30 protein-coding genes are annotated in these 23425 nt (G+C 35.4%); 13 read left to right on the top strand and 17 right to left on the bottom strand.

Annotated elements, in window-relative coordinates; translation table 11 throughout:
• Window positions 1-42: 42 nt before the first annotated feature.
• The 3 genes from MKX78_RS18990 to MKX78_RS19000 form a co-directional block, all read right to left on the bottom strand.
• Window positions 43-441 (bottom strand): hypothetical protein, encoded by a 399-nt coding sequence (locus MKX78_RS18990; protein ID WP_095372083.1) that lies wholly within the window; start codon window positions 439-441, stop codon window positions 43-45.
• Between the two features lie 50 nt (window positions 442-491).
• Complete coding sequence (locus tag MKX78_RS18995; protein WP_095372082.1) at window positions 492-1085, bottom strand: DUF6944 family repetitive protein; 594 nt, start codon at window positions 1083-1085, stop codon at window positions 492-494.
• Between the two features lie 80 nt (window positions 1086-1165).
• A complete protein-coding gene (locus tag MKX78_RS19000; protein WP_095372081.1) occupies window positions 1166-1573 on the bottom strand; it encodes a hypothetical protein in 408 nt (135 codons plus the stop codon).
• A gap of 725 nt (window positions 1574-2298) precedes the next feature.
• Here MKX78_RS19000 and MKX78_RS19005 point away from each other — a divergent pair.
• Window positions 2299-2733 carry a ferritin family protein gene (locus MKX78_RS19005; protein WP_095372080.1) on the top strand — a complete coding sequence of 145 codons (435 nt, stop codon included), beginning with the start codon at window positions 2299-2301 and terminating at the stop codon, window positions 2731-2733.
• Window positions 2734-3265: 532 nt separating this feature from the next.
• On the opposite strand, the gene MKX78_RS19010 is transcribed toward MKX78_RS19005, so the two are convergent.
• The 3 genes from MKX78_RS19010 to yugI all read right to left on the bottom strand — a co-directional run bounded on the left by MKX78_RS19010 (window position 3266) and on the right by yugI (window position 6693).
• A complete protein-coding gene (locus MKX78_RS19010) occupies window positions 3266-4615 on the bottom strand; it encodes a glucose-6-phosphate isomerase (protein ID WP_095372079.1) in 1350 nt (449 codons plus the stop codon).
• Window positions 4616-4929: 314 nt separating this feature from the next.
• The gene (locus MKX78_RS19015) at window positions 4930-6093 is read right to left on the bottom strand and encodes an iron-containing alcohol dehydrogenase (protein ID WP_095372078.1); all 1164 of its coding nucleotides are present in this window, start codon (window positions 6091-6093) and stop codon (window positions 4930-4932) included.
• Between the two features lie 195 nt (window positions 6094-6288).
• Complete coding sequence (gene yugI, locus MKX78_RS19020; protein WP_095372077.1) at window positions 6289-6693, bottom strand: S1 domain-containing post-transcriptional regulator GSP13; 405 nt, start codon at window positions 6691-6693, stop codon at window positions 6289-6291.
• A 191-nt stretch (window positions 6694-6884) separates the two neighbouring features.
• Here yugI and MKX78_RS19025 point away from each other — a divergent pair, with 191 nt between their 5' ends.
• Window positions 6885-7169 carry a helix-turn-helix domain-containing protein gene (locus tag MKX78_RS19025; protein ID WP_095372076.1) on the top strand — a complete coding sequence of 95 codons (285 nt, stop codon included), beginning with the start codon at window positions 6885-6887 and terminating at the stop codon, window positions 7167-7169.
• A 193-nt stretch (window positions 7170-7362) separates the two neighbouring features.
• Window positions 7363-8199 (top strand): alpha/beta fold hydrolase, encoded by an 837-nt coding sequence (locus tag MKX78_RS19030; RefSeq protein WP_233435204.1) that lies wholly within the window; start codon window positions 7363-7365, stop codon window positions 8197-8199.
• A 19-nt stretch (window positions 8200-8218) separates the two neighbouring features.
• On the opposite strand, the gene MKX78_RS19035 is transcribed toward MKX78_RS19030, so the two are convergent.
• Window positions 8219-8482, bottom strand: coding sequence for a DUF1871 family protein (locus MKX78_RS19035; protein ID WP_095372075.1), 264 nt, complete (start codon window positions 8480-8482; stop codon window positions 8219-8221).
• Window positions 8483-8570: 88 nt separating this feature from the next.
• Between MKX78_RS19035 and MKX78_RS19040 the strand changes: the two genes are divergently transcribed.
• Window positions 8571-9740, top strand: coding sequence for a MalY/PatB family protein (locus MKX78_RS19040; protein ID WP_095372074.1), 1170 nt, complete (start codon window positions 8571-8573; stop codon window positions 9738-9740).
• Between the two features lie 46 nt (window positions 9741-9786).
• Here the strand turns inward: MKX78_RS19040 and MKX78_RS19045 are convergent, their stop codons facing one another.
• The 4 genes from MKX78_RS19045 to MKX78_RS19060 all read right to left on the bottom strand — a co-directional run bounded on the left by MKX78_RS19045 (window position 9787) and on the right by MKX78_RS19060 (window position 12305).
• Window positions 9787-10359 carry a GNAT family N-acetyltransferase gene (locus tag MKX78_RS19045; RefSeq protein WP_095372073.1) on the bottom strand — a complete coding sequence of 191 codons (573 nt, stop codon included), beginning with the start codon at window positions 10357-10359 and terminating at the stop codon, window positions 9787-9789.
• A 254-nt stretch (window positions 10360-10613) separates the two neighbouring features.
• The gene (locus MKX78_RS19050; protein WP_095372072.1) at window positions 10614-11174 is read right to left on the bottom strand and encodes a superoxide dismutase family protein; all 561 of its coding nucleotides are present in this window, start codon (window positions 11172-11174) and stop codon (window positions 10614-10616) included.
• A 110-nt stretch (window positions 11175-11284) separates the two neighbouring features.
• On the bottom strand, window positions 11285-11494 hold the full coding sequence (locus MKX78_RS19055) for a hypothetical protein (protein WP_095372071.1): 210 nt from the start codon (window positions 11492-11494) through the stop codon (window positions 11285-11287).
• Between the two features lie 67 nt (window positions 11495-11561).
• Window positions 11562-12305, bottom strand: coding sequence for a peptidylprolyl isomerase (locus MKX78_RS19060; protein WP_095372070.1), 744 nt, complete (start codon window positions 12303-12305; stop codon window positions 11562-11564).
• 147 nt (window positions 12306-12452) lie between these two features.
• Between MKX78_RS19060 and MKX78_RS19065 the strand changes: the two genes are divergently transcribed.
• On the top strand, window positions 12453-12833 hold the full coding sequence (locus MKX78_RS19065; RefSeq protein ID WP_095372069.1) for a kinase-associated lipoprotein B: 381 nt from the start codon (window positions 12453-12455) through the stop codon (window positions 12831-12833).
• A 416-nt stretch (window positions 12834-13249) separates the two neighbouring features.
• Here MKX78_RS19065 and kapD read toward each other — a convergent pair whose 3' ends face one another.
• Both kapD and MKX78_RS19075 read right to left on the bottom strand, forming a co-directional pair.
• Complete coding sequence (kapD, locus tag MKX78_RS19070; RefSeq protein ID WP_095372068.1) at window positions 13250-13864, bottom strand: 3'-5' exonuclease KapD; 615 nt, start codon at window positions 13862-13864, stop codon at window positions 13250-13252.
• A gap of 379 nt (window positions 13865-14243) precedes the next feature.
• Entirely contained in the window at window positions 14244-14447 is a 204-nt protein-coding gene (locus MKX78_RS19075; protein ID WP_095372067.1) for a hypothetical protein, read from the bottom strand.
• Window positions 14448-14705: 258 nt separating this feature from the next.
• Here MKX78_RS19075 and MKX78_RS19080 point away from each other — a divergent pair, with 258 nt between their 5' ends.
• From MKX78_RS19080 to mnhG, 7 genes are read left to right on the top strand one after another with little or no spacing between them, the layout of a single operon-like run.
• On the top strand, window positions 14706-17081 hold the full coding sequence (locus MKX78_RS19080; RefSeq protein ID WP_095372066.1) for a Na+/H+ antiporter subunit A: 2376 nt from the start codon (window positions 14706-14708) through the stop codon (window positions 17079-17081).
• The gene (locus MKX78_RS19085) at window positions 17053-17493 is read left to right on the top strand and encodes a Na(+)/H(+) antiporter subunit B (RefSeq protein WP_180316937.1); all 441 of its coding nucleotides are present in this window, start codon (window positions 17053-17055) and stop codon (window positions 17491-17493) included. The genes MKX78_RS19080 and MKX78_RS19085 overlap by 29 nt, the downstream gene beginning before the upstream one ends.
• Entirely contained in the window at window positions 17493-17834 is a 342-nt protein-coding gene (locus MKX78_RS19090) for a Na(+)/H(+) antiporter subunit C (protein ID WP_095372064.1), read from the top strand. Before MKX78_RS19085 ends, MKX78_RS19090 begins: the two co-directional genes overlap by 1 nt.
• Window positions 17827-19317: a Na+/H+ antiporter subunit D gene (locus tag MKX78_RS19095; protein WP_095373614.1), complete on the top strand. Its 1491-nt coding sequence runs from the start codon at window positions 17827-17829 to the stop codon at window positions 19315-19317. The genes MKX78_RS19090 and MKX78_RS19095 overlap by 8 nt, the downstream gene beginning before the upstream one ends.
• Window positions 19318-19322: 5 nt before the next feature.
• Window positions 19323-19802 (top strand): Na+/H+ antiporter subunit E, encoded by a 480-nt coding sequence (locus MKX78_RS19100; protein WP_095372063.1) that lies wholly within the window; start codon window positions 19323-19325, stop codon window positions 19800-19802.
• Window positions 19799-20083 (top strand): Na(+)/H(+) antiporter subunit F1, encoded by a 285-nt coding sequence (locus MKX78_RS19105; RefSeq protein ID WP_095372062.1) that lies wholly within the window; start codon window positions 19799-19801, stop codon window positions 20081-20083. Before MKX78_RS19100 ends, MKX78_RS19105 begins: the two co-directional genes overlap by 4 nt.
• On the top strand, window positions 20067-20468 hold the full coding sequence (mnhG, locus tag MKX78_RS19110) for a monovalent cation/H(+) antiporter subunit G (protein ID WP_095372061.1): 402 nt from the start codon (window positions 20067-20069) through the stop codon (window positions 20466-20468). The genes MKX78_RS19105 and mnhG overlap by 17 nt, the downstream gene beginning before the upstream one ends.
• Window positions 20469-20707: 239 nt before the next feature.
• Here mnhG and MKX78_RS19115 read toward each other — a convergent pair whose 3' ends face one another.
• Window positions 20708-21094, bottom strand: coding sequence for a hotdog fold thioesterase (locus MKX78_RS19115; RefSeq protein ID WP_095372060.1), 387 nt, complete (start codon window positions 21092-21094; stop codon window positions 20708-20710).
• Window positions 21095-21219: 125 nt separating this feature from the next.
• Between MKX78_RS19115 and MKX78_RS19120 the strand changes: the two genes are divergently transcribed.
• Window positions 21220-21615, top strand: a complete 396-nt coding sequence (locus MKX78_RS19120) for a hypothetical protein (protein WP_095372059.1) — start codon at window positions 21220-21222, stop codon at window positions 21613-21615.
• Window positions 21616-21775: 160 nt separating this feature from the next.
• Here the strand turns inward: MKX78_RS19120 and MKX78_RS19125 are convergent, their stop codons facing one another.
• From MKX78_RS19125 to MKX78_RS19135, 3 genes are all read right to left on the bottom strand, one after another.
• Window positions 21776-22066: a hypothetical protein gene (locus tag MKX78_RS19125; RefSeq protein WP_180316908.1), complete on the bottom strand. Its 291-nt coding sequence runs from the start codon at window positions 22064-22066 to the stop codon at window positions 21776-21778.
• Between the two features lie 92 nt (window positions 22067-22158).
• Window positions 22159-22743 carry an ATP-dependent Clp protease proteolytic subunit gene (locus MKX78_RS19130; protein WP_095372058.1) on the bottom strand — a complete coding sequence of 195 codons (585 nt, stop codon included), beginning with the start codon at window positions 22741-22743 and terminating at the stop codon, window positions 22159-22161.
• 24 nt (window positions 22744-22767) lie between these two features.
• Window positions 22768-23406 carry a sigma-70 family RNA polymerase sigma factor gene (locus MKX78_RS19135; RefSeq protein ID WP_322910411.1) on the bottom strand — a complete coding sequence of 213 codons (639 nt, stop codon included), beginning with the start codon at window positions 23404-23406 and terminating at the stop codon, window positions 22768-22770.
• Window positions 23407-23425: the final 19 nt, after the last annotated feature.

The raw sequence follows: 23425 nt of genomic DNA on the forward strand, positions 1-23425 counted from the left end.
CACCTAAAATAATATAAACCATTCCTTATTAGCATATAAGTTTTACTTGTTTTTTTTATTTATTTTTTCTATCATTTGCATTGTAGCTAAATATAGTTCTGTTTCTATTTTTTCTAGATTAACAAAATGGGTACTTAAATTTTCAATTTTGATATTTGGTGATCCCTTTATTTCCTGTAATAAATCTTCTAAACATATTATTAGTTTCCTATATGCTTTTACTAAAGATTTAAGCTCACTGTTCATTATTGTTGATTTTTCAGTATTTTCTATCGAAAATAAACAATTATAGCCTGAATTAATGCATTTAGTAATATTATCAATATATTCAATTTTATTTAATATAAGTCTATTCTTATTTATTTTTGGAGATATCACTTGAGAAATATTAATGATATTCCCACCAATTAGTTGTATTGTTTGTGCATATTGTTTACTCATAATAACACCCCCTTACTAACATTTCTCCTTAAAAAAAGTTTGTAAAAGAACTAAGTGACAAACTCTTTATTTATTGCGAATATTAAAATAAAAGATCCGATCACTTGTAACCAACTTCCAATGAAAAGTATTAAATCTCCTTTATCTCTAAAATTATTTAATATAAAGATATTCCCAATTGCTACAACAAAGGATCCGAAAGATATAAGTCCATTACCTAAAATGCCTAGAGCTCTAAAGTTTGAATCCTCCGAAATATATGCACCATATGCTTCAAGTCCTGCACCTAGACCTTGAACTTCACTACCAAGAGTATCAATGAGAATTCCATCTTCTTCTAACCCTGACAGTTCAATACTTATTCCTACCGCATTCCCTGTATTTCCTGCAGCTTCTAGCCATGCTCCTGTAATAGTATAAAGCTCTGAAGGTGTGACCTCTCTTTTGTCATTTAGTAGTAGCGTTCTCCCCACAGCCTGCAAAGAATTCCCAAATGCTTCAACTGAATTTCCTTCTACAATAAGATCCTTACCTAAATCTGTGCCCGTAAAAGATGATTCTGTTTGACCTATGCCCTCAACAACGGCACCTATAGCAAGTATAATGGCTCCAGAAATTACAAGCTTTTCTCCTGAAATAATCATTAACTTAATAATCCTTTCGACAACTAAAGGGGTAATTGATACTCTTACTTATTAAAGAGTTATGTGCCGTTGTTTTCATTTTAAGGTATTATATTTTCATAAATGTTCCCTATACCATCTTCAGCTAAAATCTGTTCTCCTCCAATTGCTTGTAGCCCTGCTCCTATGGATTGAAGTAAATCTCCGGCAACCGCAATTTCTTGAAATTTAAGCAATGTTAGATCGTCTAAAGTTTCTAATTGTTTAGTTACTCCAGTAGCCTCTACTAATTGTCCTATTGTTTGTACCCATATGCCAGATAATATTTTACCCTCCCCAGTTAAGTTTATATTGTCGTTATCTTTTAAGAGATATAGTTTAGTAAGAAGAACAGCTTCGGATAAAACGCCAACTACTTGTATCCACTGTGTAATTACAATATTGCTTTCGATGTTCTTAATTTTTTCTTCAACAGATTTCTCAGATTTATCAGTAGAATTAATTGGCATAAATAATGTCACTCCGGCTCTTTATTATTTTCCTTCTTTCTCTTGCTTTTCGTTCATCCATACTTTTTCTTTTTCACTGTTACTCACCTTTTATACATTATGATATCAGCCTACAAATGTTACTTGTTTAAATCAAAGTTTCCTCATAATTTGTAACCGCCATATAACTTCTCTAAAAAAACTATAATTTCACCTAAAGTCCATGAGTTACCATTATTGAAAGTTCTGAATGTGAAGAGATAAAATTGAAGGTAGAACAAATGAAAGAAATTTTACACAAAGCTTTTAAAGAACCATGGGCGGTGTATCTCCTAAACGATTAAACATTATTTACCACATGCCTTGACCTGTATTAAAGGTGCTCGTTCCCCGTTACCCTTTGAATAGATACCCTAATTAAAAAAAGAGCTTAATCATTTTTTCTTCGGTAGCTCTTTTAAAAAGAAATTCTTTCGTCATAGGGTCTTCAAATCACTATGTACCAAAGACAAGCCTCAGCTATAAATTCTTTTACTTAATGGGGAGGAATGAGAATTGTTTTTCACCAATTTTCACCTTATTCCCTATAGCGGCCTTCCACCCTCTGTTTAGAGCATGGGTGAAACCGTTGAGTTTGTTCATCACCATTATTCTCAGTACTAGTAGTCTTAATAATTCTTGTGGACAAATTCCTTAATTTTTCAAATTGCATATTCTAAACTGATTTAGATTAAGGAGTTGATTAAATGTACTATATGAGTAAGCCAATACAATTCAGAGACAATCACGAACTTATAATGGATATTTCTAAAGCCATTAATGGTGAGTACTCTGCAATTAATTGTTATAAGAAACTTCAGCAATTAGCACCTAATGAGAAAACTAGGACTATTATTAAAGAAATAAGACAAGATGAGAAAAAACATTTTAGGATTTTTAACGAAATATACAGACAACTAACAGGGCATGAGCATTCGCCTCAATTAACTGATCAATGTCCAAATTCTTATCAAACTGGTTTAGATTATTCATTTAACGATGAGCAACAAACTGTGGATTTCTATTTAGAAATTGCCGATAAAACCAGTGACCCATATATTAAAGAACAATTTATTAGAGCAGCTAAAGATGAGCAAAATCATGCTGTTTGGTTTGTCTATTTAATGAATAGAGGATATTAATTTTCATTATTCTTCAAAACATAACAAAAAAGTAGTAATATAAACCCTTCACGCTATAAATACCGATACCGGGATAAACAAACCCATAGCCAATATGTATTTCATTTACTGATCTTCATTTACTGATCTTATGTTTCGGTACGCTTATCTAGTAAACGAAAACAACCTAGGGCATTTCTCTATCTATGACCTATTCGGACTTTCAGTATCGAAGCAAGGAAGTGCTCGGTGGATGGAAAGTAGCATCTAAGACCAACCAGGTCTTATTTTTTTAAAAATAAGAGCATATATTTTAGAGGAGAATGTAAAAATTGTTGATTAACATACCTAAAAGGAGATATTGAAGGTTATATGAAAAGAGGCTGGGTATCATTTGAAGAAATACAAGTTAATCTTGGACATAGAAACCTTATGATTGATAAAATCTCAAAAATATATGGCTGATCTATAGACTTTATGCATGAATTGTGGTCAATCAGCCATATACAATTGTTTTATGTTTACTTATTAGACCATTAAGAGTTGAAGGCTTTTATTTCAAGCGTTCTTCAAGCTCTTTTTTCTTCTCTTCATAACCTGGTTTACCTAGCAATGCAAACATATTCACTTTATATTCTTCCACACCAGGTTGGTCAAATGGATTCACCCCAAGTAAATACCCGCTAATAGCGCAAGCTTTTTCAAAGAAATAGACAAGATAACCAAAAGTGAATGCATCCATTGCTGGAATCGTTACAATGAGGTTAGGTACATCTCCATCTGTGTGGGCAAGCATTGTTCCTTGAAATGCTTTATGATTCACAAAATCAATCGATTGATTAGCTAAATAGTTTAAACCATCTAAGTCATTTTCAAGGTTTTCAATTTTCACTTCATGTCGTGGTTTCTTCACTTTAATAACTGTTTCAAATAAATCTCTTCTACCTTCTTGCACATATTGACCAAGTGAATGAAGATCAGTAGAAAAATTGGCAGATGAAGGATAAATTCCTTTTTGATCTTTTCCTTCACTTTCACCAAATAATTGCTTCCACCATTCTGAAAAGTATTGTAACCCCGGCTCATAATTAACAAGCATTTCAATTGTTTTGCCCTTATTATAAAGGACATTCCTTACTGCTGCATATTGATATGCGATATTCTCTTCTATATCGGCAGAACTTAACTCTTTACGAGCGGCTTCAGCCCCCTCCATTACTTGATTAATATCAATATTCGCAACGGCAACTGGTAATAATCCAACGGCTGTTAACACAGAGTATCTTCCACCAATATCATCCGGAATAATAAATGACTCATAGCCTTCTTCATTCGCTAATGTTTTTAACGCGCCCTTTTCTTTATCAGTGGTAGCGTAAATTCGTTTTCTAGCTTCCTCTACGCCATATTTCTCTTCTAATATTTTTCGAAATAAACGAAAGGCAATTGCTGGTTCTGTCGTTGTTCCAGATTTAGAAATGACATTAATAGAAAAGTCTTTACCTTCCAATAAATCGATGACATCATGTATATAACTTGAGCTAATATTATTGCCTACAAAAACGATTTGAGGTGTTTTCCTTTTTTCTTTTGAAAGAGCATTATAAAAACTATGTTGTAACATCTCAATAGCAGCTCTTGCGCCAAGGTAAGAACCACCAATTCCGATTACTAAAAGAACATCAGAATCTTGCTTGACTTTTGTTGCTGCCTGTTGAATTCTTGCAAATTCCTCGCGATCATAATTTTTCGGTAAATCTACCCACCCTAAGAATTCATGACCTGCTCCTGTTTTATTTTCTATAGCGGTATGCGCTGCTGTTACCGCTCCTTTTAAGTATGATAATTCATGCTCACTAAAAAAGCTAAACGCTTTCGTATAATCAAACTGTATATGAGTCATCGTTATTCCTCCGCTTATGTATTTCATGAATCAATAGTCCTCTATCACTTTATCGAAAGACAAGGAATTTTTCAAGAATCAGTCTTCGCCACCGACGGTTTGCACAACCAGTTTAACCGTTATATAGTTCATGATTACATCATTTCCAAAAATAAGGTTTATAACCCATCACTCGTGCATAAGCCAAATTATCCTTCACATTTTTTACTATGCTTGTATAAAGCAAACTCATACCAGGTGATCACATTTCCATTAAACCCAAATATGATAAGAACCTATAAAGAAAGCTCCCGTTTCACACGAGAGCTTCTTCCTTATAATGCTGAACGATAGATTGAAAGAACATCCTCTTTATCTAATACTTGAAAACGACCAAAAGGACCATTATGAACGGCTTTATTTGCCATATCTTCTAGTTTGCTATCGTCTATACCATAATCTGATAATTGTTCTGGTGCATCAATACTGTTCCAAAACAGTCTTAAACGAGCAATCCCTTCTAATGCGACTTCCTCATCTGTTTTACCTGTTGGATCGACTTCAAACACTCTTATTGCTAATTGTTTCATTCTCTCAGGCTTGGCATGTAATGTATGCTTAATCCAATGAGGGAATAAAATGGCCAAACCGCCACCATGAGGGATATCATAGACTGCCGAAACGGCATGTTCAATATTATGCGTTGCCCAGTCTCCTTTATAACCCATATTGAGAATACCGTTTAACGCCATTGTACCGCTATATAAAATGGTCGCACGATGCTCATAATTTTCTAAGTCATCTATTAGTTTTGGAGCTGTATCCATTATCGTTGTTAAGAGAGATTCGCACATACGATCTTGAAAGTCCGTATTTTCTTCCAAATGGAAATAATGCTCAAGTACATGAGACATCATATCGACTATGCCATAAATCGTTTGGTCTCTTGGCACTGAATATGTATGTTCTGGATCTAAAATTGAAAATTGAGGGAATACAGCTGGGCTTCCCCAAGACAATTTTTCATGTGTTTCCCAATTAGTAATGACCGCTCCAGAATTCATTTCAGAACCCGTTGCAGCTAATGTAAGGACAGTACCAAAGGGAATCGCTTCTTCCATTCTTACTTTATTTGTCACCATATCCCAAGCATCACCAGCAAATTTCGTTGCCCCCGCAATAGCTTTTGTACAATCGATAACACTCCCACCACCAACAGCTAGAATGAAATCAATTTCTTTCTCGCGGCAAATATTCACACCTTCACGAACAGAAGAGACACGAGGATTTGGATCAACCCCACCTAGTTCATACACTTCTGCATCCATTTTCTCAAGCTCATTCATTACCTTATCATATAGACCATTCCTTTTAATACTTCCACCACCATAAACTACCAGCACCTTACGGCCAAAAGGAGAAATCTCTTCACTTAATTTACTAAGTTCACCTTTACCAAAAATCAATCTCGTTGGATTCCAAAATGTAAAATTCTCCATTCTATCACCTTCCTTTTTTGTTATTATCATTTTTTTTACTAAGGATTGCAAAGAATACATCTTTTTTTATTTATTTTAAAAAATAAAATAAATGCCTCTCTGTAATTGTTTCTCCCAAGAAACTAAATGATTCTTTCATTCAACAAAAAAAAAGACACCGAGATTTCCCGGTGTCTTCTATGAAGCTGAACTAGCTTATTTTTTGATTAAATCTTCACGCTCAGATTGTGCAATCCACTCTTGCAACTTATCTTTTAGTGTATTGAAACCTTGGCTACCATTATCCTCTACTTTTTGAGCTACAGGATTATTTGGACGCTTACGAGGTTTTTTCTCTTTTTCTGTTGGAGCTGGTGCTTCTTGTGTTGCACGAATAGAAAGACCGATTTTTCCGGCATTTTCATCAATAGAAAGTACTTTTACTTGTACTTCATCTCCAACACTTAAATGTTCATTAATATCTTTAACGAAGCCATGAGTAACTTCTGAAATGTGAACAAGTCCTTGTGTATTTTCATCTAATGCAACAAAGGCACCATAAGGTTGAATACCTGTTACTTTACCAGTAATCACGCTGCCTACTTCAATTTTCTCTGACATGGGAACACTCCTAATTATTAATATTTTATCGTTTATATACGCAATAAAAAATTATATCATACTCTGTAGCTAATATCAAAAGTAAAATGGATAGTCAATAAATAGTCACAATTAATTAACGAAATGTTCATACAATTATCCATTAAAAAAGTTTATTGGTGGTAAAATAAAATATAGAAGGGGGGATAAAAATGAATCACATTGGTGAAAACATTCGCTTAGTCCGTGAACAACATGGGTTAACAAGATTTGAACTTGCAAAAAGAGCGCGGGTAGGTAGTGCAGTAATCGAAAGATATGAGTCAGGTATTTCCACCCCAGATACGCTAACAATCCTCAAGCTATGTACAATATTGGACATCCCAGTATCAACTATTACAAATCCACAAGTTGACCTTCAAAATCAGAACGAGTTGAACCATCCTATGCTTCATCAACAGGATACGAATGAAACTATTTCCAATTTTTACGTATAAACATGTAGGTATTCGGAAAGGCTTGTATTGTAAGTCTTTCTAGAATTCCCCCTTTGTTGAAGGCAATCTGTTATAGGATTGCCTATTTTTTATTTTATGCCGAAAATACAATGTTTCTCCTTGTAAGTAATGGCCACGAATGATATGACTTATAGTAACACCTTACATCACTGTAAAGAAATGAGGACAACCATTGCCAAACGATAAAATGCTTCTAAATGGAAATGACTTTTATTATGAATATTACCCACACCCAACCCCTAAACAATCATTTGTATTATTGCATGGGTTTCTTTCTTCCAGTTTTAGTTTTCGAAAGCTCATACCATTGCTACAAAAAGAAAATACAGTACTCACAATTGACCTCCCACCATTTGGGAAGAGCGGAAAAGCAAAAAAGTTTATCTACTCTTATGAAAATATTGCTTCAACTATTATTTTACTTCTTGAAAAATTATCTATTCAACAAATCGTGATGGTTGGGCATTCAATGGGAGGACAAATTTGCCTAAACATTGCTCATCAAAGACCAGACTTGCTCGAGGCTGTAGTCTTATTATGTAGCTCTTCTTATCTACCGAAAATGCCAGCAAAGTATGTTTACGCAAGTCACCTACCTTTCTTTTCTCATTTTGTAAAAAGATATCTTGAGAAATCAGGTGTAGAAAAAAACTTAAACAACGTTGTATATGAAAAAGAAATGATTGATGATGCCATGAGGGATGGTTATCTAGAACCATTTTTAAACAAGGATATCTTCTATTCCTTAGCGAGAATGATACGTGACCGGGAGGGAGATTTGGATGAGACCTTATTAAAAACAATTAACACTCCTTGTTTACTCATATGGGGGGAGGCAGACAAGGTGGTCCCTCTCTCTATCGGTCAAAGGTTACAGGGAGACCTACCGCATAGCGAATTACATATCCTTAAGCAGGCAGGACATCTTATACCCGAAGAAAAGCCTGAGGAGATTGTAGCAATTATCGAACAATATTTACAGAAAAAAGAGAATGGTGGGGTGAGATAATTTTTATTCCTTCACCCATTCATTCAATCTCGCAAGAACTATTATTTTTTATAACCAGGAGTTTCTTCGCGTATTTTTTACATTGAGCAAGAGGAATTACTTCATCAAAAGAGAATTCATATATAGCTTGGATGTTATGGGCCAATTCATTAGTATCGTCAACAGTTTGTACTATTTGGAGGATATCAGCTATTTCCGTATCGTAATTGCCTGTACCGATTTGAAATGGGTCCCAATCATTTAAACAATCTACTAACAATAGATTCATTTGTTGTGTATTCATTATACATTCACCTTATTATTTTTCATTTATGTTTACATATCTTATCATATAGATAGAAATCGATAAATAAAGAAATGGTGGGATAGAAGTGGAAAATCAATATTTTCATGAAATTTTTGATCGTAAAAATACGTCATCAGTGAAGTGGGAATTGACCAAAACGGTTTTTGGAGAAGAAGACGTCCTTCCAATGTGGGTCGCAGATATGGATTTCAAACCGCCTAAAGAGGTAACAAATGCACTACAAAAACGTTTAGATCACGGAATTTATGGTTATACATTTGCGTCCCCATCCTTACCAAAAGCAATCAAGGATTGGGTAAGTGTTCATCACGGCTGGGATATTCCCCTGCAGTCCATATTATACAATACCGGTGTGGTTCCATCTTTGGCAGCGGTCGTACAGACCTATACAGAAGAAGGGGACAATATATTAATACATACCCCTGTTTATCCACCATTCACAAATGTCATTGAAAGTAATCATCGTAAAGTTTTACGTTCTCCACTTAAGCTTGTTAATGGACATTACAAAATTGATTTTGATGACTTTGAACAGCAACTCAAAAAAGGGGCGAAAATGTTTATTCTCTGTAATCCTCATAATCCAGGAGGAAATGTGTGGTCAAAAGAAGATTTACAGAAGATCGGTGACTTATGTATCGCTTATGATTGCTTAATCCTATCAGATGAAATTCATGCAGACCTCGTCTATAAGCCAAAAAAACATGTCGCTATCGCTAGCTTAAGCGAGGAACTGAGAGGCCAGACGATTACATGCATTGCACCAACGAAAACTTTTAATATTGCTGGGTTGCAAGCATCCGCCCTTATTATTCCAAATGAGACATTAAGGAAAAAATTTGAAGATTTTCAAGCAAGACAAGGCTTCCATCAATTATCCATCTTTGGAATGGTCGGCATGGAAGCTGCTTATACCCATGGAGCAGAATGGTTAGAAGCTTTACTCTCATATTTACAACAAAATATCCAGAGTGTAAAAAGTTTTATTGATAAAGAATTGCCTGATATTGATGTCGTTGATCCAGAAGGGACGTATTTAATCTGGCTAGATTGTCGTAAACTCGGCTTAACTGATGATGACATTCAGCAAAAGCTTGTAAAGAAAGGAAAACTTGGATTAGAGCCAGGACCAAAATATGGCCCAGGTGGTGAAGGGTTTGTCCGTATGAACATCGCCTGCCCTCATGATATACTTATGGATGGACTTCACCGTTTAAAAACAGCATTTTCATAAGGATTCTGTAAAAACATGTCCGAAAAACTATTTCCGACATGTTTTTTTATTTCAATAAATTCTCTTCTATATGCTTTTTTATTTCTAGCCAATCTTCTATTGTCACACTATACATCACTGTGTGACGAATTTCTCCATTCCTACGAATCATATGATTACGTAATATTCCCTCCTTCTTAGCACCTATTCTCTCAATTGCCTTTTGTGATTGGAGGTTCTCATGGCCTGTTTTTATTTGTACTCGATTAAATTTCAGTTCTTCAAAACAATAAGACAATAAAAGGTATTTACAATTTGTATTGATTGCACTTCGCCAATAATGAGGATGAAGCCATGTTGAACCGATTTCTAACCTTTTATGGGTAAGATCCACATCTAAAAACCAGGTACAGCCAATAATTTGCTGCTCCTTTTTATTAAAAATAACAAAAGGGAACTCTCTTCCTTCTTCACGCTTTTTGATACCCGCTTCAACATATGTAACGACGTCACTATATTGGGTTAAATCCACTGACATATGTGTCCAAATTGACTCGTCTTTCGCTGCCTTGCTTATCCCTTCAATATGACAAGTTTCCATTGGAATCAGTTGTACTACATTATTTTCTAGTAGCTTCATAAAGGTCCCTCCCTTTAACCTATTAAAGCATATTTACTATAAAATAAATATGCTTTTTTACATAATATTCTTACTTTTATTCACGCAATGATTTTCATAAATTTTATTTTAAAAAACTTATGACTCACTTCGCTCACTTAATGGTTTACTCTCTTCCATCGATAAACCAGCCTAGTTTTTTTTCGTTTCCTAAGCAATAAAAAAGAACAAATTCCTTCCAGAATTTGTTCTTTCTTCCATTCATATAATATTGGTTAACTCTTACTATTTTGTGCTTCTTTCTGCTTTGGTTCTTTGTCTTTCGAAATCACTCCACAGGCAATTCTTTCCCCGGAGTCGCCAGAAGGCTGTGTCATTCCATCATCTGTTTTTTCATCAATGACAATAGATGTACCATCTTTTGTTAATAATGAAGACTTTTCATCTTTCATTGTAACTTCAGCTGCAACTAAGTCTGTCTTCACTTTCCCATCATCTTCCACAATAATATTAGGTAAATCACCCGCATGATGACCATCTTGATTCAGTAAACCATGATCTTTATCTTCGGGATTAAAGTGATTACCAGCCGATTTAAAGTCAGGAGCCTCACACTCACCTTTCTCATGGATATGAATAGCATGATCCCCAGGTGGCAGACCTTTTAAATCTAACCCTAACTTGACCCCACTGGCTTGCTCTTCTAATTTAACCTTACCAAGAGAATCCCCAACTGCGTTAAACATCTCTACATCTACCTTTTTTACTTCCTGTTCTGTACAACCCATTAATAAAACAGATAGACTAAATAATAAATAAACTATCTTCTTATTCATAAAGAAAGCCTCCAAAAAGAAAATCATGCACTTAGCTTTTCCCAATCCAAAAAAAATACAACCACTACTCAAAGTGGTTGTCGAAAAGTTTACAAACATGAAAGTTGTCTTCAATCAACAGAAGAGTTTTTACTTTTTTGTTTTAATTGGTCTTCGAGTTCGCGTGTTTTTTCACTCTCTTTTTTTGAGTGGTGAATAAACCATCTCATTACAAATGCTGCGAGAATCATAAAGGCAACTAACCATATAACGGCCGGAATATATTCTGTCTTGTCTTCTGGAAAATAAAGAAATAAAGAAAACACATAAGTTTGAAGCACGGCTATGTTCCTTTCTTACTTTCGTTGATATCCTTATTATAACAGTCGATGTAATCTATACCAACCTTTATTCGATGACTTGTATTTTCTCAATAATCACGTCTTCTACTGGTTTATCGTTTTCATTTACTTCTACTTGTGCAATATCATCAACAATATCCATTCCATCTATCACCTGTCCAAAAACAGTATGACGCCCATCTAGCCATGGCGTTCCACCACTTTCCACATATTTCTCAATAATTTCAGCTGGATATTCATTATCTTTCATCTGTTGTTCTAGGCCATCCCCTAATGTTGTATTCTGAACAATGAAAAATTGACTACCATTTGTATCAGCACCTTTGTTAGCCATCGATAAGGCACCGCGAATATTAAATAATTGATTAGAGAATTCATCCTCAAAGTATTCCCCGTAAATACTTTCTCCACCAAGTCCTGTGCCTTCAGGGTCTCCACCTTGGACCATAAACTCTTTCATAACACGATGAAAGATAACGCCATCATAATAGCCTTCTTTACTATGAGTGATAAAGTTTTCTACTGTCTTTGGTGCAATATCGGGAAAAAGTTTAATCGTAATTTCGCCTAATGATGTTACCAACTTAACGACTTGCTCATTTTCCCCTACTTCATTGGAAAGCTGTGGGAAACCTTTTACTTTAGCAGCTTCGCCTGTATCATCTTCTTGTGTTTTTTCCTCTGCTGTTGACTTGTCCTCTTTGTCTGCATCAGTTGTATCGTTATTCTCACCACAACCAGCAAGTAATAAAAGAAGCGTGGCAAATAAAACAAACCATTTTTTTCTCATTTTCTCACTCCCAAGCATATGTATTATACTACCATTATTTTAATATTGTACCGCTTTGTAAAGAGCCTATCTATCTGTTTTATGGATTGTCTTTCATTTCTTTCTCATTCATAATATAGGCAAGATCAATTGTTAGGAGGTACATCAATGAGTGAATTAAATATTGGAGATAAAGTTACCGGGATATACAAAACAGGGAAATATATTGGAGAAATCACAGACATCCGTCCGCAAAGTTATTTGGTAAGGGTCTTAGCAGTGCTGAAGCATCCTACACAAGGTGATCTTCACCATCCTAAAGAAGTAGACGGCGTTTTCTTTCAAGAAAGAAGAGCCTTGGCATATAGGGAACAAACGAATGTCCCTTTAAAAATGGTGAAACCTTTTACCGAAGATATTCCCGACTATCAAGATTCACTTCAAGAAGCCATTGAAAAAATGCGTGCAGAATTACTTAGCAAAAACACGCAATGGGCAGAAAAAAGCTTAATGAACTTAAAATCATTAGAAAAAGACTATTTTAAATAATTGTTTTTAAACGAACTGTCACAGATTGAGTCCTAAATCACATTGAGTAATTTAGGACTTAAACACCCCTTAACAGTCCATCTCTTTTGCCTACAGTTCTGGCTGATTTTGAAATCATTTATGTGGGCATTTCTTTGTACTCCATATTTCTAGTTAGCTCCTTTGCTTTTCTGATATTTGCTTTCTCAATAGTATGTGTGCGCTTCGGCTTGCTAACCGTCATTCCTTCTCTCACACCATGAATCCAATGCAAGCTAGTACTGGATTAAGTGGAGTAGATTAGCAACAGTACTGTAAAAACAGCGACTTTTTTCATTCGTAGTTTAGCAGCACCTTGACCACTTTTTTTGCATAAGGTTTGATATTAAAAACAGGTTTACATGCAAAAAAATAAGACCCAATTTCACTTTGAGTCCTTACACATGTTGCTTCAACAGCTTAGAAAAATCTATGACATCCCCGATTGTAGCAGGCTTTGGTTTCTTTAGATAGCGCTTATCTTTTTCCACAAGCTTAAAGATCTGATAAGTCGTTAAGGCATCATCCAATGCTTTATGGTGCTTCCCCGTGCCTTCTTTTCCATACTCTTGCACAGCTCTCCATAAACCTGTCTGATTCTGATTACCGAAGAATCGTTTATATTCCATTGATAAATCTATTTCTTTACCATCAAAGGGAAACGGTAACTCCGTATGTAAACAATTATTTCGCAGCACCTTCATATCCATATTTCCCCATGTAACGATTTTTAAGGAGGAGACAGTTGGTATTTTCGAAAACTGGTCTAGCATTTGTTTAAAAGTGATGCCTGTATCAACCTGTTGTTGAGAAATTTTCAAAAACGAGCTACACCTTTTAGATAAATGAGGGTACTTAATTGGTTTCACATAAGATGAAAACTGGTCAACGATGTTTCCACCCTCTACCAAAATATAGCCCACTTCAATGATTTCAGGATAAAACCCTTTCCAATTCCGTTCTGGCATTGTAAATTCAAAATCAATAAATAAATACCTTGCTCCTTCCATCAGCTGAGATCCCCCTTTTTACGTAAATAATAAGAAAAGATCCTTTCTTTAAACGGATTTTTCCGTGTACTCTTTATTGTTATTATAGCATGCTATTTTTTTATTTTTCAGTTATTTGAATTAAAACCTAAATATACTCCATCATATTCCTGACTGTCCCAAATATGTACCTTTTTATTTCTCATGTGATGTACGCTCATTTCAGAAAAACCCCAAAACCCCTTACCTAAATAAACCAAAGAAGTTATGCATCGTATTAGGATTGCATTATTCATTATAATCTCGTAATCATTTCAAATAAAAAAGATCCGAGCAAAGTCAAATTTGCCCGGACCTTCCAAGTCTCATTAGTCATATTTACCACGTATTTTTGAAAATTTTCTCAAGACACTTCTCTAATTTTCACGTACTCTCTCGGAGCAAAATCAGATACATCCGCTTCTATTTCCAGATTACTCCATTCACTTTCATACTTTTTAGATTGATCTGCCTTCAGTTTATTTGACATTTCCTGAGATTCAACGAACCAAGCACTGCAGAAAATAATGGCAAATATGCCTATAGCAGTTATTATTTTCCCAAACATTTACAAACCACCACCTAAAAATAGTTTGTATAATTATTCGTTTTTTTATTCATTTAAAAAATTTTTGCCAAAAATCGACGTGTTTCTACTTATTTATAAAGTTTATGGGGAAACCTACTGCTAGAGGATTTCTTCAATGCAACTGATAACTTTTTACGTTATAATTACTACCGTAGCTGTTGAACTTTAGTATGAATAGCATATTTCTCTGCATTATCTTGCAATTCACAGATTTTTTCTTCAAAAGGGGGTAATTTCTTGTCACTGTTACATTTGGCGATTATTGCGCCATTTATTATCGCAGTGTTTGTACCGCTAATATATAAAAATATTAAGTCAGTACACACAGGGTGGTTTATACTACCACTTCCTATTCTGCTGTTCATTTATTTCAGTAGTTTTATTTCTAAAACAACAAATAAACAAGTAACAATGGAATCGTTTTCATGGATCTCTTCTTTAGGAATTGACTTCACAGTTAAAGTGGATGGACTAGGTTTATTATTCGCTTTATTAATTACTGGGATTGGTTCGTTAGTTATTCTGTATTCTATTTACTATCTTTCTAAACAGAAAGAGAAATTAAATACATTCTATGTTTATTTATTGCTGTTCATGGGGGCAATGCTTGGTGTTGTTTTATCAGACAATTTAATTGTCCTTTATGCGTTTTGGGAATTAACTAGCTTTTCATCTTTTCTCTTAATTGGCTATTGGTACAATCGAGAGAAATCACGTTATGGTGCACAAAAATCAATGATTATCACCGTTTTAGGTGGACTAGCTATGTTGGGAGGAATCATCCTTCTCTATAACATGACCGGAACGTTCAGTATTACCGAAATTGTCGCACAAGCTGACACAATTATTGATCACCCACTTTTTGTTGCCGCTCTTTTATGTATTCTATTAGGTGCATTCACGAAATCGGCACAATTTCCATTCCATATCTGGTTACCAGATGCGATGGAAGCACCAACCCCTGTTAGTGCTTACCTTCACTCAGCTACAATGGTTAAAGCGGGGATCTATCTAGTAGCTAGAATGAGTCCAGTTTTTGCCGAAGACACTTTATGGATGGGGCTCATCATTGCTTTTGGATTGTTCACATTATTCTGGGGATCCTTCTCAGCGGTCAAACAAACAGATCTAAAATCTATCCTAGCCTTTTCGACCATAAGTCAACTTGGATTAATTATGTCTTTATTAGGCGTAGGAGCAGCTGCGCTGCATTACGAACAACCTGAATATTTTATGGTAGCAACTACTGCTGCAATTTTCCATTTGATGAACCATGCTACCTTTAAAGGAAGTTTATTTATGGTCGTAGGGATAGTCGACCATGAAACAGGTACAAGGGATATTCGTAAGCTAGGTGGTTTGATGAACCTCATGCCAATTACATTTACGATTGCTATAATTGGCACCTTTGCTATGGCTGGGTTACCACCATTCAATGGCTTCCTTAGCAAAGAGATGTTCTTTACTGGTATGATTAATGCACTTCATATGGATTTTGATTGGAGCATTATTATTCCAGTTATTGCTTGGATTGCGAGTGTGTTTACTTTCATATACAGTATGATCCTTGTTTTCAAAACATTTACAGGGAAATATCAACCAGAGAAATTAGAGAAAAAACCGCATGAAGCCCCTATTGGTATGCTTATTTCTCCAATTATTTTAGCATCATTAGTTATTGTAATCGGCTTTTTCCCTAATCTCGTAAAACCTTTGTTAGTACCTGCTATAGAAACGATTATGCCTATGTATGAGTTTGATGTTCATATTTCTATGTGGCACGGTTTTAATACAGAATTATTTATGACAATCGGTGTTATTATTGTTGGGATTCTAATGTACCTTGGATTAAATAAATGGCGTGGCATTTATGGTATTTTCCCGGAGAAAATTACACTTAACCGCTTCTATGATGGGTTACTTGATTCAATGTATAAAGGCTCTTACAGCTTAAATCGCAATGTAATGTCAGGATCCATTAACCATTATTTAAGCTATATGTTTATTTTCATGGTTGTGCTTATTATTGGTTCATTATTTGGGCTAGACGCTTTCGCCTTTAGCACTGATAATTTAGCGCCAATTGAATTCTACGAAGTAATACTAACATTTATTGTGGCTGCTGCATCTATCGCTCTATTGTTTACTAAGTCTCGTATTGTTTCTATTCTACTAACTGGAACAATAGGATATATGGTTGCCTTGCTATTCATCGTTTTTAGAGCGCCAGATTTAGCGCTCACTCAATTGGTGATTGAGACAATTTCTGTATCACTATTCTTACTTTGCTTCTATCACTTACCGAAGAAATTGACAGACGATCCTGTACCAGTGAAAGTGCGAAATGCCATTATTTCAGTAGGGGTTGGCTTATTCGTCATTTTAGTTGGATTAACAGCGCATAGTACGAAACTATTTGATTCTATTTCACAATATTATATTGAGAATACGTATAGTGAAGCTGCTGGGAAGAACATGGTTAATGTAATCTTAGTTGACTTTAGGGGCTTTGATACGATGTTTGAAATCGCCGTGTTAGGTATTGCTGCATTAGCTATTTTCGGTCTGATTAAGCTAAGGAGAAATGGAGGAAAGAAAATTGAAAACAAGTAACGTTATCTTGCAATCGATGACGAAAGTGTTATTATTTCTCATCATGATTTTCTCCATTTATATCTTTTTTGCTGGACATTATACACCTGGAGGCGGATTTGTAGGCGGCTTATTAACGTCAGGCGCCATCCTGCTTCTACTCTTAGCCTATGACCTTCAAACAGTAAGAAATATTTTACCATTCAACTTCTTATATATGGTTGCACTTGGTTTAGTTTTTGCTATTGGAACAGGTGCAGGTGCATTTATTTACAACAAACCTTTTTTAACACATGCATTTGGAGACCTTCATGTACCTATTTTAGGTGAGCTTCACTTGCATACAGCGACATTGTTTGATCTAGGGGTATATCTTGTTGTTGTAGGTGTAACGATGTCCATTATTCAAACGATAGGAGGAGATGATGAATAATGGAAATACTAATGATTTTTATTGCCGGCATTCTTTTCATGTCTGCAACCTATTTGATGCTTTCACGAAGTGTTGTGCGAATCATTTTAGGGACAACTGTATTAAGTCATGGCGTACATCTTCTCTTATTAACTATGGGAGGCTTGAAGAGAGGTGCACCACCTTTAGTGGGTGAAGAAGCAAGCGCATATACAGACCCTCTTCCTCAAGCACTCATTTTGACAGCAATCGTTATTGCTTTTGGAGTTACTGCTCTATTCCTAGTATTAGGGTATCGCTCATACAAAGAACTTGGCACAGATAATATGGAGAAATTGAGAGGAAATGATGGCAATGATTAATTTTTTGATACTCCCTATTCTAGTTCCGTTAATTACCGCCGTCATTCTGATCTTTTTAAATAAATCAGTTATTGCTCAAAGGTGGGTTGCTGGTCTATCAGCCTTTGCTACAGTCATTCTATCTGCACTATTAGTGAATCAGGTAAAAAATGACGGTATACAAACATTAAACTTATCGAACTGGGATGCCCCTTTTGGTATAACCCTAGTTTCTGATATGTTATCATCTTTACTTGTATTAACAACGAGTATCGTCGCATTTGCATGTATTATTTATTCATTTAAAGGAATTGGCGAAGATCGTGAAAAATATCATTTTTATGCCGCTTTACAATTTTTAATTGTTGGTGTAAATGGTGCTTTTACGACAGGCGATATTTTTAACCTTTTTGTATTTTTTGAAGTCATGTTAATGTCTTCTTATGCTTTAATTCTACTCGGTGGAACAAAAATTCAATTAAGAGAATCCATCAAGTATATTTTAGTTAACGTTATTTCTTCCGGTTTATTCGTCATTGCAGTTGGTTACCTTTATTCGGTCGTAGGAACTTTGAATATGGCCCATATTGCTGAGAGAGTGAGTGAAATAAGCGGGGTTTCTCAACCTGGTGTGATTACGATTATTGGAATCATATTCCTCATCGTCTTTGGTTTGAAAGGGGCAATATTCCCGTTATACTTCTGGTTACCGGGCTCTTATTATGCACCTCCAGCACCTGTAATGGCTATTTTTGGAGCACTCCTCACAAAAGTCGGTGTATATTCTATTATTAGAACTTACTCCCTATTCTTTTACGAAGAAGGTGGATATGTTCAACAAGTGATCATGATCTTAGCGATTTTAACTATTATTACTGGGATTATCGGTGCACTGGCTTATTGGGATGTTAAAAAGATTATCATATACAACATTATTGTTGCTGTCGGTATCATTCTGTTCGGTGTAAGTACAATGAATGAAAATGCCTTAACAGGTTCAATATTCTATCTTATTCATGACATGATTATCAAAGCAGGGTTATTCTTACTTGTTGGGTTAATGGCAACCATTACGGGTACAAATAACTTAAAGCAAATGGGCGGATTAATAAAGAATTATCCAGGGTTCAGCTGGACATTCTTCCTTGCAGCACTTGCATTAGCTGGTATTCCACCATTAAGTGGTTTCGTTGGAAAAGTCCTTATTGTTCAAGGTGGATTTTCATCTGAACACTTCATTGGCGCTGCAATTGTGTTAGCATCTAGCTTATTCGTGCTCATCTCTATTATGAAAATCTTTATTAATGGCATTTGGGGCGAACCAAAAACATTTGCAAATGAAAAGACAGTTCCTTATAAGCAGTTATTAATCGCTCCAGTGATCTTAGTCATTCTTTCTATCTGCTATGGTGTAGGTGCAGATTTTGTTTATCCGTATATCTCTCAAGCTGCTGAAAGTTTAATCAACACCAATTTATATATCGATGCAGTTCTAAAGGAGTAGTGAGTATGGCAGTTCAAATTTTATTAAATGTTTGTCTTGGGTTTATGTGGATGTTTCTAACAACAACGTATGATCTAGTGGCATTTATCAAAGGATACTTTTTTGGCCTACTCATTTTGTTTGTATTTAGAAATTTCTTCAGCAGCCGTTTTTATTTGTACCGTGTTTATGCAGTGGTTAAATTGCTCTTTATCTTTATACGAGAGCTAATTTTAGCCAACATTGCTGTCGTTAAGATTGTGTTAACACCTAAGCTACACAACACGCCTGGGATATTTGCCTATCCAACAAGTTTAGAAAAGGACTGGGAAATTACCACGCTATCTAACTTAATTACCCTAACACCAGGTACGTTAGTAGTAGATATATCAGAAGATAAGAAAATCCTTTTTGTACATGCTGTAGATATGAATGATGTCCAGGATGAAATAGAAGCGATTCAAACAAGCTTCGAAAAGGCGATTATGGAGGTGAGCCGAAAATGATACAAACTGCCGTTACAATTGCAATCATTTGTTTAGCTCTATCCATGCTTGCATTAGTCTACCGAATCATTAAAGGTCCAACATTGCCGGATCGTATCGTTGCTTTAGACGCCGTTGGTGTAAACATTGTTGGTATTGTCGCGTTAATATGTATCAAAGTAGATACAACTGCCTATGTAGAGTTCATTTTACTATTTGGGATATTAGCGTTTATCGGGACAGTAGCCTTCTCCAAATATCTAGAGAAGGGAGTCATCATTGATCATGATAGAGATCGCTAATATTATCATCGTCATATTTATTATTCTCGGAGCGTTCTTTCACTTAATAGCTGCGCTAGGTGTAATCAGATTACCTGATGTATATACGAGAAACCATGCTGCTTCAAAAGCTGCTACACTTGGTGTCCTTTGTATATTATTAGCTGCATTCTTTTACTTTTATTTTCATGAGAGTGAGTTTAATACAAGAGTACTTCTCTGCATCGTCTTTATGTTTTTAACAGCTCCAGTTGCTGGCCATTTACTTGGAAGAGCAGCCTATCATCATGGCGTAAAAATGGAAGGTAGTAAGGTTGATGATTACCAAGAATACCTCGAGATAAAGAAATCTAATGAACAACAAAAATATGAAGAATTTAAAAAGAAATTAGGGAAGAATCTATAAAAAAAAACGCTACCATATGCAATCTAAACTGCATGTAGGTGGCGTTTTTTTTATTTTAATAAACAAATTTTCCAATCGTGACTAATCAAATGAATGAAACGTAACTAAGTGCGGTTTATTAAAAATGATTGTTGTGTGGATACTGGACACCATGCGAAGGTTTAACTTTCATATCATACAATGCCACATATAAAACCAAAAAAAAACAGGGTAGAAATTACCTTTCCACCCGCATTTCATTAAGACTTTTTCAATTTTAAAACAGCCATTGTACACCTTGATGCACATATTAATTTTTCTTGTTCATCGACGATCTTTATTTCCCAAACCATCGTTGTTTTTCCTTGATGTAGAACTGTTGCAATTGCTGTCACAACGCCGTCTTTCTTTGACTTAATATGGTTAGCATTAATCTCTAGTCCTGCTACACCCTCTGTTTCTTTATCAACGAGTTCATAAGCACCTAAGCTCGCTACAGTTTCAGCAAGCGCTACAGAAGCCCCTCCATGAAGGATACCAAATGGCTGTCTCGTTCTGCCGTCTACAGGCATAGTGGCAACAACCTTTCCCTTTTCAAGGCTTGTAATTTCAATACCTAACGTTTCTATCATTGTTTTTGGATACATATGTACGCCTCCCCTCAACTACCATTATAACCGAACATATATTTTATGGGAATATTCTGTTTAATCATAGAATAAGCCTTAGGCACATATATTTATGCTAATGCGATATTGAAAGGAGATCTATGATGTATCCTACACGTTTTAATCCCTCTCCTATTTGTCCGTATCCTTATACCTATCCTATATATTGCCACCCTTATCCACCAATACCTATACGTTCATTCCCTCCAGTTAATCCGGATCAGTTCATTCAATCAGCAAAAGCAATGGAAGTATTAATGAATAGTGCTAGTAAATTACTTGATAAAATGGCGAAGTCCAGAGAATACTCCTATAATATTATGACTGCTGCCCAGGAATCAAATCAAACAAAAGTTAATCAATTAATTGATTCTGCTAATCTGAACAATCATCCGAAAGTTACTTATACACCAGATGGATTAACATTAAATTTTCAATCTGCCGGTGATCAAAGTGCGAATTTGTCATTAAAATTAAAATGGACTACGATGCAAATGTAGGGTTAAGCCATATTTTCAAACCTAATATAGAAGAGCAGTCAATTTACGACTGCTTTTTATTTTTATAATCTTGGTTATGATTTTGCTGTACTATCCTTCAATATATAAATTTAAGCTTACAAAAAAATACCACAGCATCTCTCCGTGGTATCATTTTTATCTAGTTAATCTCATTATTTATATTAATATTTGGTCCATAAAGATTGGGATTGCCAGCATAGGGATTTTGGTAGCCACCAAAACCTTGATTGCCATATGGAACAGGGCCGGGGCCGTAACCGTATCCATATGGTGGACAAGGTCCTCCAAAACACGGCCTAGGTCTAAAGAACAGCGGTGCGGCTAACGCCCCTCCCGCTAATCCTCCAAGAAAACCGCCAACAAATGGCGCCGCCAAAAAGGGAAAAAAGCGTTCATCCGCAACACCAGGATGTCGATAATAATAATGCACTAGGGATTACCTCCTTTAATTAAAAGCTGGGTACCTTCCCTATTACATATGCATCTATCATCAATTAAGCGTGGGCTTAATGTGAGTTATTATCATTCACTCTTCGTTAAAATAGCATCCGCGATTCCATAATCCACCGCTTCTTGTGCGCTCATAAAATAATCACGTTCTGTATCCAACTTCACCTTGTCTAATGGTTGATTTGTTTTCTCGGCAATCATTTGGTTGGTTACGTCTTTTAGCTTTAATATCCTCCTTGCAGAGATCTCAATATCTGTCGCTTGCCCTCTTGCACCACCTAAGGGCTGATGAATCATTACTTCGCTATGAGGAAGCACAAATCGTTTTCCTTTCGTGCCAGATAGAAGCAGTAGTGCACCAAATGAGGCAGCCATCCCTGTACAGATAGTGCGAATATCACACCTAACATAGTCGAGTGTATCTAAAATAGCAAAGCCCGCTGTTGTTGATCCTCCAGGACTATTAATATAGAGTGAAATATCTTTTTTCTCATCTTCTGCAGCTAAAAATAGTATTTGAGCAACAATATTATTCGCCATATGATCATTGATTTCTTCACCAATCATAATAATCCGATCTCTCAATAGTCTTGAATAAATGTCATAGGACCGTTCACCTTTAGCCGTTTGTTCAATTACATAAGGTATTGTACTCATTAGGAAACCTCCAAAAGGCAAGCATTAAGCTGCCATCATATTGAAAGCATTTGAAGGGGTGCTTTGCTTGGAAGTACTATAATGATTAATTATTGGCAGTAATTTGATAAGCTCAGTGGGATGTTGATGCTCAAATGCACGATGGAAAACTTGAAAGATTTTTCTCTCGACCGGCTCATCCCATTGCTGATTTAATTCTTTCATATCTGTTCCTAAACGTCTTCTTGCTCGATGCAATAAACTCTTAACAGAGGCTTCTTTCATATTTAACATCTCTGCAATTTCACTATTCTTAAATAAAAACGCTTCTTTTAATGAAAAAGCTAGCGCCTGTTGCACAGTTAATTTCTCTAATAATAATTCAATTGTTTCTGTCAAATGATGATTTCTTGTTTCGATATCAACATGATTTTCTGTTAATTGCTCTTTTTTCTTTTTTCTAACCACATCGATCCATTGATGATAAGCAATTTTCTTTAACAAAGCTCGTGTTAATTTAGCCTCGTTATACTTCATTGCCTTCAAGATGGTTTCTTGCGCTATGTCCTCTCCATCCCACTCATTTTGGCAAAGAAAGGTGCAATAGCTTACTAAGTCTCGATAATACTTTTTCGCAATCAAATCTAACGTTGCTGACCTGCTTACCATCTGCTCCTTCTGCATTGTTCCTTCACCCCTTCAC

This window comes from Cytobacillus sp. FSL R5-0569, from assembly GCF_038007265.1.
Lineage (GTDB): Bacteria > Bacillota > Bacilli > Bacillales > Cytobacillaceae > Cytobacillus > Cytobacillus kochii.